The organism is Pseudomonas sp. ASL4 (genome assembly GCF_056680395.1).
On record NZ_CM155280.1, the window covers coordinates 5868849 to 5883095 of the forward strand.

At 59.4% G+C, this 14247-nt stretch carries 11 protein-coding genes and 4 tRNA genes; 3 read left to right on the plus strand and 12 right to left on the minus strand.

The genetic code is table 11. The features are described 5' to 3' along the window. Nucleotides 1–60: 60 nt before the first annotated feature. From AC1MEW_RS26835 to leuC, 3 genes are all read right to left on the minus strand, one after another. Complete coding sequence (locus AC1MEW_RS26835) at nt 61–828, minus strand: class I SAM-dependent methyltransferase (protein WP_201202281.1); 768 nt, start codon at nt 826–828, stop codon at nt 61–63. A gap of 156 nt (nt 829–984) precedes the next feature. Next, nucleotides 985–1629 (minus strand): 3-isopropylmalate dehydratase small subunit, encoded by a 645-nt coding sequence (gene leuD, locus AC1MEW_RS26840; RefSeq protein ID WP_201202280.1) that lies wholly within the window; start codon nt 1627–1629, stop codon nt 985–987. A gap of 10 nt (nt 1630–1639) precedes the next feature. After that, on the minus strand, nt 1640–3058 hold the full coding sequence (gene leuC, locus AC1MEW_RS26845) for a 3-isopropylmalate dehydratase large subunit (protein ID WP_201202279.1): 1419 nt from the start codon (nt 3056–3058) through the stop codon (nt 1640–1642). Nucleotides 3059–3204: 146 nt separating this feature from the next. Here leuC and AC1MEW_RS26850 point away from each other — a divergent pair, with 146 nt between their 5' ends. Together AC1MEW_RS26850 and AC1MEW_RS26855 are read left to right on the plus strand one after the other, a co-directional pair. Beyond that, nucleotides 3205–4095 carry a LysR family transcriptional regulator gene (locus tag AC1MEW_RS26850; RefSeq protein ID WP_201202278.1) on the plus strand — a complete coding sequence of 297 codons (891 nt, stop codon included), beginning with the start codon at nt 3205–3207 and terminating at the stop codon, nt 4093–4095. Nucleotides 4096–4164: 69 nt separating this feature from the next. Continuing rightward, the gene (locus tag AC1MEW_RS26855) at nt 4165–7443 is read left to right on the plus strand and encodes a sensor domain-containing protein (protein ID WP_201255493.1); all 3279 of its coding nucleotides are present in this window, start codon (nt 4165–4167) and stop codon (nt 7441–7443) included. A 144-nt stretch (nt 7444–7587) separates the two neighbouring features. Here the strand turns inward: AC1MEW_RS26855 and AC1MEW_RS26860 are convergent, their stop codons facing one another. Next, nucleotides 7588–8547: a tRNA dihydrouridine synthase gene (locus AC1MEW_RS26860; RefSeq protein WP_322267899.1), complete on the minus strand. Its 960-nt coding sequence runs from the start codon at nt 8545–8547 to the stop codon at nt 7588–7590. Between the two features lie 367 nt (nt 8548–8914). Between AC1MEW_RS26860 and AC1MEW_RS26865 the strand changes: the two genes are divergently transcribed. Further along, the gene (locus tag AC1MEW_RS26865; RefSeq protein WP_480423023.1) at nt 8915–9886 is read left to right on the plus strand and encodes an IS110 family RNA-guided transposase; all 972 of its coding nucleotides are present in this window, start codon (nt 8915–8917) and stop codon (nt 9884–9886) included. Nucleotides 9887–9915: 29 nt separating this feature from the next. Here the strand turns inward: AC1MEW_RS26865 and AC1MEW_RS26870 are convergent, their stop codons facing one another. From AC1MEW_RS26870 to gltX, 8 genes are all read right to left on the minus strand, one after another. Beyond that, nucleotides 9916–10353, minus strand: coding sequence for an acyl-CoA thioesterase (locus tag AC1MEW_RS26870; protein ID WP_201202268.1), 438 nt, complete (start codon nt 10351–10353; stop codon nt 9916–9918). A 48-nt stretch (nt 10354–10401) separates the two neighbouring features. Then, entirely contained in the window at nt 10402–11235 is an 834-nt protein-coding gene (locus tag AC1MEW_RS26875; protein ID WP_201202266.1) for an alpha/beta fold hydrolase, read from the minus strand. 30 nt (nt 11236–11265) lie between these two features. Continuing rightward, on the minus strand, nt 11266–11805 hold the full coding sequence (locus AC1MEW_RS26880) for a TetR/AcrR family transcriptional regulator (protein ID WP_201202264.1): 540 nt from the start codon (nt 11803–11805) through the stop codon (nt 11266–11268). A 182-nt stretch (nt 11806–11987) separates the two neighbouring features. Further along, a tRNA-Glu gene (locus AC1MEW_RS26885) sits at nt 11988–12063 on the minus strand. Nucleotides 12064–12142: 79 nt separating this feature from the next. Beyond that, a tRNA-Ala gene (locus AC1MEW_RS26890) sits at nt 12143–12218 on the minus strand. A gap of 52 nt (nt 12219–12270) precedes the next feature. Beyond that, nucleotides 12271–12346, minus strand: a tRNA-Glu gene (locus AC1MEW_RS26895). 79 nt (nt 12347–12425) lie between these two features. Further along, nucleotides 12426–12501, minus strand: a tRNA-Ala gene (locus tag AC1MEW_RS26900). A 224-nt stretch (nt 12502–12725) separates the two neighbouring features. Further along, a complete protein-coding gene (gene gltX, locus AC1MEW_RS26905) occupies nt 12726–14210 on the minus strand; it encodes a glutamate--tRNA ligase (RefSeq protein WP_201202262.1) in 1485 nt (494 codons plus the stop codon). Nucleotides 14211–14247: the final 37 nt, after the last annotated feature.

The window sequence follows — 14247 nt, forward strand, 5'->3', positions numbered from 1 at the left end:
TCAGTCGGTGCGCCCGTGGGCGCACCCGGAAAAATTCGTTCAGCCGCTATCGTTCAGAGCTTATCGTTCAGCCATCAGCACCAGTACATCTGTACTGAACGAACCATCGGCCTCAATCTCAAAATACTCGCGCACTTCGTTGCCCATCGACTTCTGCAACTCGAGGATCGCGGCGCGCATCACTTCGGGTGTGCGCATGCGCTCGACCCAGGAGGTGTACTCCAGACGCAGCCGCTGACGCGTGGTGCTACGGGTATGCAACCCCGCCTCGCTGACCTGGCGCAACCACTCGCCCGCCGAATAATCGCGCACATGGCTGGTGTCGCGCAGCACTTCGACGCTTTGCAGGTAGGTGTCGAACAACGGACTGCCCGGCGACAACACGTCGACAAACGCCGCCACGCCGCCTGGTTTCAGCACCCGGCGCACTTCGCGCAGGGCCACGCCGAGATCGCTCCAATGATGCGCCGAATAACGGCTGAAGACGAAATCGAACTCGCCATCGGCGAACGGCAGGCGCTCGGCGGCGCCGTTAACGGTGGTGACATTGCTGAAACCACGATCAATCGCGGCGGCGGCGACCACGTCGAGCATTTGCTGCGACAGGTCGTAGGCCACCACCTCTTTCACCAGCGACGCCACATGGAAACTCACATGACCGGCGCCGCAACCCAAGTCCAGCACGCGGGCATTGCCCTGCCCGGCCAGTTCAGCCTGTAGCAGTGCGAACTCGGTGCCTTGAGCGTGAACGGCGCTGCTCAGATAGGCCGAGGCCTGTTCACCGAATTGCTTTTGTACGACTTGGCTGTGCTGGGCGGTACTGGTCATGGGGACTTCCTTTTGGGGTTAAGCCTTGTGGTGTTTGGGCTGCCGTCTTCGCGAGCAAGCCCGCTCCCACAGTGGTTTTTCGTCGATCACAAAACCACTGTGGGAGCGGGCTTGCTCGAGAAGAGGCCCGCCCTGTCTACATCAATCCCGGATCAATCAAACGTCGCGAAACAACCACGGCTGGCTCGCCCGGTGTTTGCTTTCAAACGACGCAATCGCCTCGTGATCCATCAATGTCAGACCAATATCGTCGAGACCATTGACCAGGCAATGCTTACGGAACTCATCCAGTTCGAAGCTGTAGGTCTTGCCGTCAGGCCGGGTCACGGTCTGGGCTTGCAGATCGACCGTCAACTCGTAACCAGGATTCGCTTCAACTTGCTGGAACAGTTCATCGACTTCAGCGTCGCTCAAGATGATCGGCAGCAAGCCGTTCTTGAAGCTGTTGTTGTAGAAAATGTCGGCGTAGCTCGGCGCGATGATGCTGCGAAAACCGTACTCTTCAAGCGCCCACGGCGCGTGTTCACGGCTGGAGCCGCAACCGAAGTTCTCGCGGGCCAGCAACACGCTGGCGCCTTGATAACGCTCGGCGTTGAGCACGAAATCCTTGTTCAGCGGACGCTTGGAGTTGTCCTGGTAGGCATAGCCCACGTCCAGGTAGCGCCACTCGTCAAACAGGTTCGGGCCAAAACCGGTGCGTTTGATCGACTTCAGAAACTGCTTCGGAATGATCTGGTCGGTGTCGACGTTGGCTCGGTCCAATGGCGCGACCAAACCGGTGTGTTGGGTAAAAGCTCTCATGTGCGGTTCCTCAGATCAGTTCGCGAACGTCGATGAAACGACCGTTGACGGCAGCCGCCGCGGCCATGGCCGGGCTGACCAGGTGCGTACGGCCACCGGCGCCCTGACGCCCTTCGAAGTTGCGGTTGGAGGTCGACGCGCAATGCTCGCCCGATTCCAAACGGTCCGGGTTCATCGCCAGGCACATCGAGCAACCCGGTTCACGCCACTCGAAACCGGCTTCGAGGAAAATCTTGTCCAGGCCTTCAGCCTCGGCTTGCGCCTTCACCAGACCCGAGCCCGGCACCACGATGGCTTGCTTGATGGTCGACGCTACTTTGCGGCCCTTGGCGATTACTGCCGCAGCGCGCAGGTCTTCGATCCGCGAGTTGGTGCAGGAACCGATGAACACGCGATCCAGCTGAATATCGGTGATCGCCTGATTGGCGCTCAAACCCATGTATTTCAAGGCGCGTTCGATGGAACCGCGTTTGACCAGGTCCATTTCCTTCGCCGGGTCCGGCACGTTCTGATCAACGGCCAAGACCATCTCGGGCGAAGTACCCCAGCTGACTTGCGGCTTGATCTGAGCGGCGTCGAGTTCAACCACGGTGTCGAACACCGCGTCAGCGTCGGAGACCAGGTCTTTCCAGGCTTCGACGGCCATGTCCCATTCCGCGCCTTTCGGGGCGAATGGACGGCCCTTGACGTATTCCACGGTTTTTTCGTCAGCGGCTACCAGACCAACACGAGCGCCGGCCTCGATGGACATGTTGCAGATGGTCATGCGGCCTTCGACGGACAAGTCGCGAATCGCGCTGCCGGCGAACTCGATGGCATGGCCGTTACCGCCAGCAGTGCCAATCTTGCCGATCACCGCCAGGACGATGTCCTTGGCGGTCACGCCGAACGGCAATTTGCCCTCGACCGAGACCAGCATGTTCTTCATTTTCTTGGCGACCAGGCACTGCGTGGCGAACACGTGTTCAACCTCGGAAGTGCCGATGCCGTGAGCCAAGGCGCCAAACGCGCCGTGAGTCGAGGTGTGCGAGTCGCCGCAGACCACGGTCATGCCCGGCAAGGTCGCACCCTGCTCCGGGCCGATCACGTGAACGATGCCTTGACGCACGTCATTCATTTTGAATTCGGTGATGCCATATTCGTCGCAGTAATCATCGAGGGTCTGAACCTGCAAACGCGAGACCTGGTCGGTAATCGCTTCGATGCCGCCCTTGCGATCCGGGGTGGTTGGCACGTTGTGGTCCGGGGTGGCGATGATCGAATCGACGCGCCAAGGCTTGCGCCCGGCCAGACGCAGGCCTTCGAAAGCTTGGGGCGAAGTCACTTCATGGATGATGTGGCGGTCGATATAGATCAGCGACGACCCATCGTCGCGCCGTTTCACTTCATGGGAATCCCAAAGCTTGTCGTAAAGCGTTTTGCCGGCCATCAGACGGTCCTCATCAGCTTGTCTCTATGCCGTGGGTTTTGAGCAATTCAATAACCCCTTGGCTTGTGAGGTCGATCCTAGGGGGTTACATTAAATAACTCAAATTCATATTTTTTATGCTTTGGATAACCAACTGGAATACCACAATGGATCTGGCCAACCTCAACGCTTTTATCGCGATTGCCGAGACCGGGAGTTTCTCTGGTGCCGGCGAGCGCCTGCACCTGACGCAACCCGCCATCAGCAAGCGCATCGCCGGCCTGGAGCAGCAATTAAAGGTGCGCCTGTTTGATCGCCTGGGCCGTGAAGTCGGCCTGACCGAGGCCGGACGCGCCCTGCTGCCGCGCGCCTATCAGATTCTCAACGTGCTGGACGACACCCGCCGCGCCTTGACCAACCTGACCGGTGAAGTGAGCGGTCGCCTGACACTGGCCACCAGTCACCACATCGGTCTGCACCGTTTGCCACCGTTATTAAGGGAGTTCACCCGCCGTTACCCACTGGTGGCGCTGGATATTCAGTTCCTCGATTCGGAAGTGGCCTACGAAGAAATCCTCCATGGCCGTGCCGAACTGGCGGTCATCACCCTGGCGCCGGAGCCCCATGCACTGGTCAAGGCCATGCCGGTGTGGGACGACCCACTGGATTTCGTGGTCGCCCCGGAGCACTCGCTGATCAGCAATGGCCCCGTCAGCCTGGCCGACATCGCCCTGCACCCGGCGGTGTTCCCCGGCGGCAACACGTTTACCCACCACATCGTCCAGCGCTTGTTCGAGGCCCAGGGCCTGACGCCGAACATCGCCATGAGCACGAATTATCTGGAAACCATCAAAATGATGGTCTCGATTGGCCTGGCCTGGAGCGTTTTGCCACGCACCATGCTCGACGATCAGGTGGCGCGCATTCCTTTGCCGGGCATACAGCTCACTCGCCAGCTAGGCTATATCCTGCACACCGAAAGGACGCTTTCGAATGCGGCACGCGCCTTTATGGCCCTGCTGGATGCACAAATAGATCTGCCAGGGACCCACGGCTAACTTGTGCTACTCCTATAGAGCTGTAAAACCCCGTGCCTAACGCCCCATTCAGCCCAAGGCCTGTTGCCAATGCCCAAATCTGTTGACCGTATTCCACCGATGCCGCGTATTCAGGCCATTGACCCGCAGCGCTCGGAGCAGAGTTGGGAAAGCGCCCCGCAGTTGTTGGCCGCGCTCAATGGTGCGCATCTGGGTGCCTGGTATTGGGACATCGAACGCGGGCAGATCAGTTGGTCACGGGGCACGCAGGCGCTGTTCGGCTTCGATCCCAAGCAACCCATGCCGGCAGACCTCGAATACCTCGACCTGTTGCCACCGGAGGACCGGGCTAAAACCATTCGCGCATTCAACTCAGTCATCGCCGGCGCCCCGCTGGAACAGGCGATGCACCACCGCATCCGCTGGCCCGACGGCAGCCTGCACTGGCTCGAGATCAATGGCAGCCTGCTGCCGGACAAGCACGGCCGGCCGCGGATGATCGGGGTGATCCGTGAAATCACTCACCAGCGGCAACGGGAACAAGCCCTGAGCAGCTCGGAAAAGCGCTTCGCCACGTTGTTTCACCTGTGTCCGAACATGGTGCTGTTGACCCGCCAGGAAGACGGCTTGATCAGCGAGGCCAACCAGTATTTTGAAAGCCTGTTCGGCTGGCCGGTACAAAGTGCTATTGGCCGCACCACCCTGGAACTGGGCCTCTGGGTCCATCCCGAGCAACGGGCCGCTCTGGTCAAGGCCACCAAGGCCAAGGGCGAACTGATCAGCATGGAAGTGCAGTTTCGCGCCAGCAATGGCCAGGTCCACGACGGCATCCTCAGTGCGCAAAAGGTCGAGCTCGAAGGCCAGCCTTATTTGCTGAGCACCTTCCTCGACACCACAGAACGCAAAGCCGCCGAACATGCGCTCAAGGACAGCCAGGAGCGCCTCGACCTGGCTCTGGATTCGGCGCAACTCGGTACCTGGGACTGGCACATTCCCAGCGGCATGCTCTACGGCTCGGCCCGGGCGGCGCAGCTGCACGGGCTGGAAGCCAAACCCTTTCATGAAGCCTTCGATGAATTTTTCGAAGGCGTGCCCGGCGAAGAGCGCGACAGCATGCGCAACGCCTACCGCAGTCTGCGCGAAGGCCCGGCGGGCAATTATCAACTGACCTATCGCGTGCAATTACCCGACGGCAGCTCGCGCTACCTGGAAAGCCGTGCCCGACTCTACCGCGATGAAAACGGCCTGCCGTTGCGCATGGCCGGCACCTTGCTGGACATCACTGATCAGGTCGAGCGCGAGCAGCAGTTGGTGGCCTCGGAGGAGAAATTCGCCACCCTGTTCCAGGTCAGCCCGGACCCGATCTGTGTGACGCGCCAGGAAAGCGGACAATTTATCGAAATCAACTCCGCCTTCACCCAGACCTTCGGCTGGACCGCCGCCGACGTGATTGGCCACAGCGCCGATGAGATCGGCCTGTGGGACGCTTCGTCGAAAAGCCTGCAACGGATCGAGCAGGTGATTCGCGAACAAGGCCTGAACAACGTCGCGATTCAGGTCCAGCACAAGAGCGGGCAGTCCCTGACCTGTGTGATTTCCAGCCGGCAGATCAGCGTCGACGACCACCCGTGCATCGTTACCACCCTGCGCGACATCACCCAGCAACAGCGCTCGGAAGCGGCACTGAAGGCCAGCGAAGAGAAATTCGCCAAAGCGTTCCACTCCAGCCCCGACGCCATCACTATCACCGAACGCGATACCGGGCGCTATCTGGAGGTCAACGACGGTTTCTGTCGCCTGACCGGTTATCGCGCCGATGAAGTGCTGGGCAAAACCGTGTATCAGGTGGGTATTTGGGCTGAAGAGAAACAACGTTCGGCGCTGCTGGCCGAGTTGCAGATCAAGGGCCGCGTGCACCACCAGGAGATGCTCGGGCGTAACAAAGGAGGCGATCTGCTGACCGTCGAGGTCTCGGTCGAACCGATCACCCTCAACGAAACCGCCTGCCTGCTGCTGACCGCCCGGGACGTCAGCCTGTTAAAAAACGCCGAAGCGCAGATCCGCCACCTGGCCTACCACGACCCGTTGACCAACCTACCCAACCGCGCGCTGCTGATGGATCGGCTGAGCCAGCAGATCGCGTTGCTCAAACGTCACAACCTGCGTGGCGCGTTGCTGTTTCTAGACCTCGACCACTTCAAGCACATCAACGACTCCCTCGGTCACCCGGTGGGCGATACAGTGCTGAAGATCATTACCGCGCGGCTCGAAGCCAGCGTGCGCATGGAAGACACCGTCGCAAGGCTGGGCGGTGACGAGTTCGTGGTGTTGCTCAGCGGTCTGGAAGGTTCGCGCAGCGAAGTCAGCGAGCAGGTTCGGGAACTGGCAGACACTTTGCGCGAATTGCTCTCGGAACCGATGTTCCTCGACGGCCAGCGCCTGCAAGTCACGCCGAGCATCGGCATCGCACTGATTCCCGACCACGGCTCGACCCCAACTGACCTGCTCAAGCGCGCCGACATTGCCCTTTACCGGGCCAAGGATTCCGGGCGCAACACCACGCAGATGTACCACAACACCATGCAGAAGGCCGCCAGCGAACGGTTGCGCATGGAAACCGACCTGCGCCTGGCGCTGTCCCGGGGCGAGTTCAGCGTGCATTACCAACCGCAAGTCGACGCTCAGGACAACCGCATCATCGGCGCCGAAGCCCTGGTGCGCTGGAACCACCCGGAACTGGGCGCGCAATCGCCTACTGAGTTCATCAAGGTGCTTGAGGACAGCGGGCTGATTCTGGAGGTCGGCACCTGGATCCTCGACGAAGCCTGCGATGCCTTCAAGCAATTGATCGCCAAGGGCCTGATCGACCCGTTCAACTTCAGCCTGTGCGTGAACATCAGCCCGCGGCAATTCCGTCAGAACGACTTTGTCGAACGTATCGAACGCAGTCTCAGCAACCATGGCCTGCCCTGCTCGTTGCTAAAACTGGAAATCACCGAAGGCATCGTCATCCAGAACCTGGAAGACACCATCAGCAAAATGCGTCGCCTGAAAAAACTCGGTGTGAGCTTTGCCATGGACGACTTCGGCACCGGTTATTCCTCGTTGACTTACCTCAAGCGCCTGCCGGTGGACACGCTGAAAATCGACCAGTCATTCGTCCGCGACGCCACCACCGACCCCAACGACGCCGAAATCATCCGCGCCATCGTCGCCATGGCCCGCAGCCTGGAATTGGAGGTGATTGCCGAAGGGGTTGAAACACCGGAGCAACTTGAGTTTTTGCAGGGATTGGGTTGCCATTTGTATCAGGGCTTCCTGCACAGTCGACCGTTGCCGGTGGAGGCGTTTCAAAAACTCCTGAAGTAACACAGACCGTGTAGGAACTGCCGAAGGCTGCGATCTTTTGATCTTGGTTTTGCAGTGCAATGACCGACGCGAAGATCAAAAGATCGCAGCCTTCGGCAGCTCCTACAGGGCAGGCTTGTACATCAATGTGATCGGCAGATTTTTTCAGGCCGCTTGCGCGACTTTCAAACCCAGCAAACGCGAGACATGATCCAGTTCGGTCTCACGCCGCAGCACGGTGAACAGCTCCACTGCTTCGGGATAGTTGCGGGTCAACATTGCCAGCCATTGCTTCAAGCGACCCGGCGATTGGCGCGGAGTCATTTGTGCCTTGGCTTGCAGCCAAAAGTCCTGGATCAGTGGCAGTAGCTCGGCCCAGGTCATCTCGACCACTTCTTCGCCGGCTCGCGCGGCGGCGATTTGCCGGGCCAAGTCCGGGCGCGACACCAGGCCACGACCGAGCATGATGTCTTCGACACCGCTGATTTCGCGGCAACGACGCCAGTCTTCGACGCTCCAGATGTCGCCATTGGCGAACACCGGCACCTTGACCACGTCCTGTACCCGTGGAATCCACTCCCAGTGGGCCGGCGGTTTGTAGCCATCGGTCTTGGTCCGCGCATGCACCACGATGTGCGCCGCGCCACCCTCGGCCAGGGCCGTGGCGCAGACCAGCGCGCCATCCGGGCTATCGAAGCCGAGGCGCATCTTGGCGGTGACCGGGATGTGTGCGGGCACGGCACGACGGACGTGTTCGACAATTTGGTTGAGCAGCTCGGGTTCTTTGAGCAGCACTGCACCGCCACGGGACTTGTTGACGGTCTTGGCCGGACAGCCGAAGTTCAGGTCGATGACTTCCGAGCCCAGCTCGCAGGCCAGCGCCGCGTTTTCCGCCAGGCACACCGGGTCGGAGCCAAGCAATTGCACACGCAATGGCACACCGGACGCGGTTCGCGCACCGCTCAGCAGTTCAGGACCGAACTTGTGGTAATAGGCCGGCGTGAGCAGTTGATCGTTGATCCGAATGAATTCGGTTACACACCAATCGATACCGCCGACGCGGGTGAGCACGTCCCGCAGGATGTTGTCGACCAACCCCTCCATGGGCGCCAAAGCAATTTGCATGGAAAACACACTCAACGAAAAACGTGCGGCAGTTTACAGGTTTAGCCCGGGTAGGAGCTGCCGAAGGCTGCGATCTTTTGACTTTGCGACGAAGGTCAAGATCAAAAGATCGCAGCCTTCGGCAGCTCCTTGTATCTCGACTATTGCTCCGTCAGGAGCGATAGTTCTCGACTGATCATCGAGGGAGGGACCTGGAAGCCGTGCAGCTCCTTAGGCTTTTTGCCTGTGACGTAGATCGTGCTCCAACCCTCCGCACTCACTCGTATAGTTCGAACGGTATCTTGGGCCCGCCTCTGGCTAGAGCCCGCATTCGCAAGGTCGGACAGAGTGCAGTGATGATCGCAATTGATCTGATTGGGAGAGTGTTATGTCCAGTTTCGTCGGCGTCGATGTCGCTAAAAACACCTTTGATATCGCTACACATCTGCCAAATGGCAAGCATAAAACCAAGGCCAAACTGGCTAACAATTCCAAGGGTTTCAAAGAGTTTGAAGTTTGGTTGCAGAAGCAGGCCGAGCCTTCGACCCTGATCGTGATGGAAGCGACCAGTGTCTATCATCTGGAGCTCGCCGAGTTCGTCTACAACAAGGGTTATCGGGTCTGCGTGGTGAATCCGGCCACGACTCACGCGTATGCGGGCAGCGAGTTACGTCGGATCAAAACCGACAAGAGTGATGCCAAGCTGATCGCCGACTTCGCTAAAGAAAAAAATGAAAAGCTCAAGCTTTGGGCTCCGGAACCGCTGAAGTTCCGCCAACTGAAGGCCATGGTTCGTCGCCTGGATGACCTTCAAGAGATGGAGCAAATGGAGCGTAATCGTCTGGACGTGTCCGACGAAAAGGTCAAAGAGTCGATCAACTCGGTGATTGGCCACATCGAAAAAGAAATCGTTGAAACCCACAAGGCGATCAAAAAACATATCGATGACGACCCCGACATGCGCCAGATGCGCGACTTGGTCGTGACCATCGACGGCATTGGCGAGAAAACGCTTGAGCGGTTGCTGGCTGAGCTGGGCGACCTGCGCAAGTACGACGACCCTCGAAAACTTGTCGCGGCTGCTGGCCTGAATCCAGAACTCCAGGAATCAGGGCTCCTCAAGGGCCGCAGCCCGATCTCGAAGATCGGCTCAGCGCGCTTGCGCGCAGGCCTATACATGCCGGGCTTGGTCGCGTTGCAACACAACAAAGCAATAATCGCCATGAAAGATCGCCTGAAGGCCAACGGCAAGGCCCCCAAGCAGATCATCTGTGCTGCCATGCGCAAGCTGCTGCATTACGTTTACGCAGTGCTCAAATCGGGCCAGCCATATGACCCTGAATTTGCGCTTGCTCGGTGAGATTCAAGACGGTATCTACAGGGATTGGCTCAGGTCAGGACTTGCAACGCCGGGCCGTAGCCTTCGATAAATTCCACAGGCATGCGCTTGGGCTTACCGGTGGACAGTTCGATGCAGACGAAGGTGGTTTGGGCACGCAGCAGCGTGGTGTTGTCGCTTGGGCGCTTCAACTGGAAGTGGCGGGTCATTTTCAGGCGCTGGTCCCAATCGACGATCCAGGTCGCCAATTGCAACTCGTCGCCTTCATAAGCTGCGGCGAGATAATCGATCTCGTGGCGCACCACGGCCATCGCCCGATCCAGCCGACGGTACTCGACCAGGTCCAGGCCAAGCCGTTGCGAGTGGCGCCAGGCACAGCGTTCGAGCCAGGTCACGTACACCGCGTTGTTCGCGTGGCCCAGCCCGTCGATGTCCTCGGCGCCGACTTCCAGATCAATGATAAATGGCGTTGCCCGATCCCAGCCCATGCCCCACTCCCGGTCAGATAAATTCGACCGGGGGAGTGTAACGGATGCTCAGGCCAATTGCCGCGCCTGAAGGCTGCGGCCGGCCAGCAGTGATAGCACCCCATCAATCACCCGAGGGTCCGCCAGCACGCGCTGATGACCACCCTCCTCCAGGCGCAACAGGCGACTGTCGAACCAGGCTTCGTGGATCAGTTGGGCTTCCTTGGCGGACACAAAGCAATCGTCTTCGGCGTGGACGATCAACCCCGGCATATCGAGTTGATAGTGCGCGACATCCAGGGTGGCGGCGCGCATGCCGACGTCTTTCTCGACTTGGCGAATGAACGCCGAGCGGGCTTTCGGTGGTAGTCGTACATAGCGGGCGAAACCACGCAATACACCTAGAATCCGTGCCGGAGCGGCAATCGTCACCAGGGTCTCGGTGCGCAAACCCAATTGCACCGCGAGCATCGCACTGGCGCCGCCCATGGAGTGGCCGATGACCGCTTGCAGAGGCGGCAACTCAGCGGCCGCTTCGAGCATGGCCCGGGCGAACAGCACCACATTGGCTTCGCGACCTGGGGAGCGACCGTGGGCCGGACCGTCCAGCGCCACCACGGTGTAGCCAGCTTCCACAAGCGCGGTGATCAGGCTGGCGAATTGGGTGGGCCGCCCTTCCCAACCGTGCATCAACAAGACCGCCGGGCCCTGCCCCCAGCGCAAAGCCGAGAGGCCGAACCGCAAGGTGATCCGCTCGGATTTCGCCAGCAGCGGCAACTCCCAGTCACGGGGCGCAAATGTGCGCGGTGTCATGAACGCCAGTCGCATTTTGCTTGCGACCAGTTTTGGTGCGAACCAGCCTAAGGTGCCATTAACGCCACGAACCCACTTTAACGTGCTCATCGCTCCACTCCTCAGGCTTTTGCCTTCAGGTCATAGCACCGCTGATTTGGCGGCGCGCAGCAGTCGATCGGACAACTCACCTGGCCCCAGCGCCCGCGCCAGAGCCAAACCACCGACCATCAAGGCCATGTCAGCCAGGGCTTTATCGGTGTCTTCCGGGCTGGCCGCCAACTGCGCGACCATCATTTCCACGTGTTCATTCAACGCCACACGGAACTCATCCGGCAGACGTCCCAGCTCACCGACTGAAGCCGGGATCGGGCACGCGTGCTCGGTGGAATCGCGGTGTTTACGCGACAGGTAGAACGCAGCGACCAAGGCGCGACGCTCTTCGCCGGTCAACTCGGCGTCCATGTCGGCGATCAAGCCTCGGCGCTGGCCGAGCAGTTGCTTGAACGCTTCCAGCATCAGCGCGTCCTTGCTTTCAAAGTGCGCGTAGAAGCCGCCGACCGTCAGACCGGCCGCACCCATCACTTCGCCCACACTCGGCTCGGCCGGGCCACGCTGGATCAGCGCAGCGCTGGCAGCCTTGAGGATGCGTTCGCGGGTTTGAGCTTTTTTATCGTTCATCGTTGCCTCCGAATATTACGACTAGAATATTATTCGCATAATAATTTTGCGCAAGTCATGGGTGTGACCGCTGGTCTGAAGAACAGTTTTGAAGAAAAAGGAGAATTGGCCAAACGCCAGACAAACAAAAGGGCCATTCAATAATTGAATGACCCTTATAAATCCCGCAAAGCGGGTAATCGTGGCGTCCCCTAGGGGACTCGAACCCCTGTTACCGCCGTGAAAGGGCGGTGTCCTAGGCCACTAGACGAAGGGGACACAAACCTTCTATACAACTGACCAGCGCTGAGTGCTGATCGATTCAAGGCCGGTGTGGCCAGACCTTGAACTGTAAAATTGGTGGAGCTAAACGGGATCGAACCGTTGACCTCTTGCATGCCATGCAAGCGCTCTCCCAGCTGAGCTATAGCCCCGATTTATCGCCTGGCGGCGGAGCGGCATCTTGCGACACTACTTCTGTAAAACTGGCGTCCCCTAGGGGACTCGAACCCCTGTTACCGCCGTGAAAGGGCGGTGTCCTAGGCCACTAGACGAAGGGGACGCAAACCCTTCTATACAACAGATCAACACTGAGTGTTGATCGCTTCAAAGCCGGTGTGGCCAGACCTTGAAGTGTAAATTGGTGGAGCTAAACGGGATCGAACCGTTGACCTCTTGCATGCCATGCAAGCGCTCTCCCAGCTGAGCTATAGCCCCTCATCGCTGAGGACGGGGCGAATCTTAATGGCGCATCGAAAGCCTGTCAAACTTATTTTTAAAATATTTCAAAGTTTTTTGCCGACATAACAATCACTTACCGCCCTTCCCCCGAAAAACCGGGGCCTTGGGAAAGAACGCAGGCCCATGGAACCTGGCGAAGCCTGCGATCTTTTGCGAAGTGCCGAAGAAGAAGATCAAAAGATCGCAGCCTTCGGCAGCTCCTACGAGGCGATATTGCCCAGCAGTTTTTCCCACTCCTTGTTTTCCTTCTTCGACACGCCACCGAGCAAGTCGATGGCCTGGCGCAGACGGAAACGCGTCAGGTCCGGGCCGAGGATTTCCATCGCATCAAGCACCGACACCGAACTGGCCTGGCCAGTAATCGCAGCGAACATCAGTGGCATGGCGTCACGCAGCTTCAGCTCCAGGGACTCGACCACCGCTTGAATCGTCGCGGTGATGCTGTCCTTTTCCCACTGACGCAGGCTTTCGAGCTTCCACAGAATCAATTGCATCAACTGACGAACCTGATCGCCCGAGAGCTTCTTGGATTCGAACAGCTTGGCGTCCGGGTTCACGCCACCCGCGAAGAAGAACCCGGCCAACGGCGCAACCTGGCTGAAGGTTTCAACCCGGCCCTGCACGTGCGGTGCGATCTTCATCATGTATTCCGGGTTCAGCGCCCAGGTCTGCAAGCGGCTGGCAAATTCTTCCACCGGCAAGTCCCGCAGCCACTGGCCGTTCAGCCACGACAGTTTCTCGACGTCGAAGATCGGGCCGCCGAGCGAGACGCGGCTCAGGTCAAAGTTGTCGACCATTTCCTGCAGCGAGAACTTCTCGCGCTCGTCCGGCATCGACCAGCCCATGCGACCCAGGTAGTTGAGCATCGCTTCCGGCATGAAGCCCATGCGCTCGTAGAACGTCACCGAGGTCGGGTTCTTGCGTTTGGACAGCTTGCTCTTGTCCGGGTTACGCAGCAGCGGCATGTAGCACAGTTCCGGTTGTTCCCAGCCGAAGTACTCGTACAGCAAGATCAGTTTCGGCGCCGAGGGCAGCCATTCTTCGCCGCGCAGCACGTGGGTGATGCCCATCAAGTGGTCGTCGACCACGTTGGCCAGGAAGTACGTCGGCAGGCCGTCGGTCTTCATCAGCACTTGCATGTCCATGCGATCCCACGGGATCTCGACGTCGCCACGGAGCATGTCCGGCACCACGCAAACGCCTTCGCTCGGCACTTTCATGCGGATCACATGCGGCTCGCCGGCGGCCAGGCGACGGGCGACTTCTTCCGCCGACAACAACAGTGCACGGCCGTCGTAACGCGGGGTTTCGCCACGGGCCATTTGCTCGGCGCGCATTTGGTCCAGTTCTTCGGCGGTGCAGAAGCACGGGAAGGCGTGGCCCATTTCAACCAGTTGCTGGCAGTACTTCTGATAGATCTCGCCGCGCTCGCTCTGACGGTATGGACCGTGTGGGCCGCCGACGTCCGGGCCTTCGCTCCAGTCGATACCCAACCAGCGCAGGGCGTCGAAGATCTGCTGTTCGGACTCGCGGGTCGAACGCAATTGGTCGGTGTCTTCGATCCGCAGGATGAACTCACCGCCATGCTGCTTGGCAAAGCAGTAGTTGAACAATGCGATGTAAGCGGTACCTACGTGGGGGTCCCCGGTAGGCGATGGCGCGATGCGCGTGCGGACGGTGGTCATGGCAAGTCTCGAAATGAAGATCAAACAAAGGGCGAAT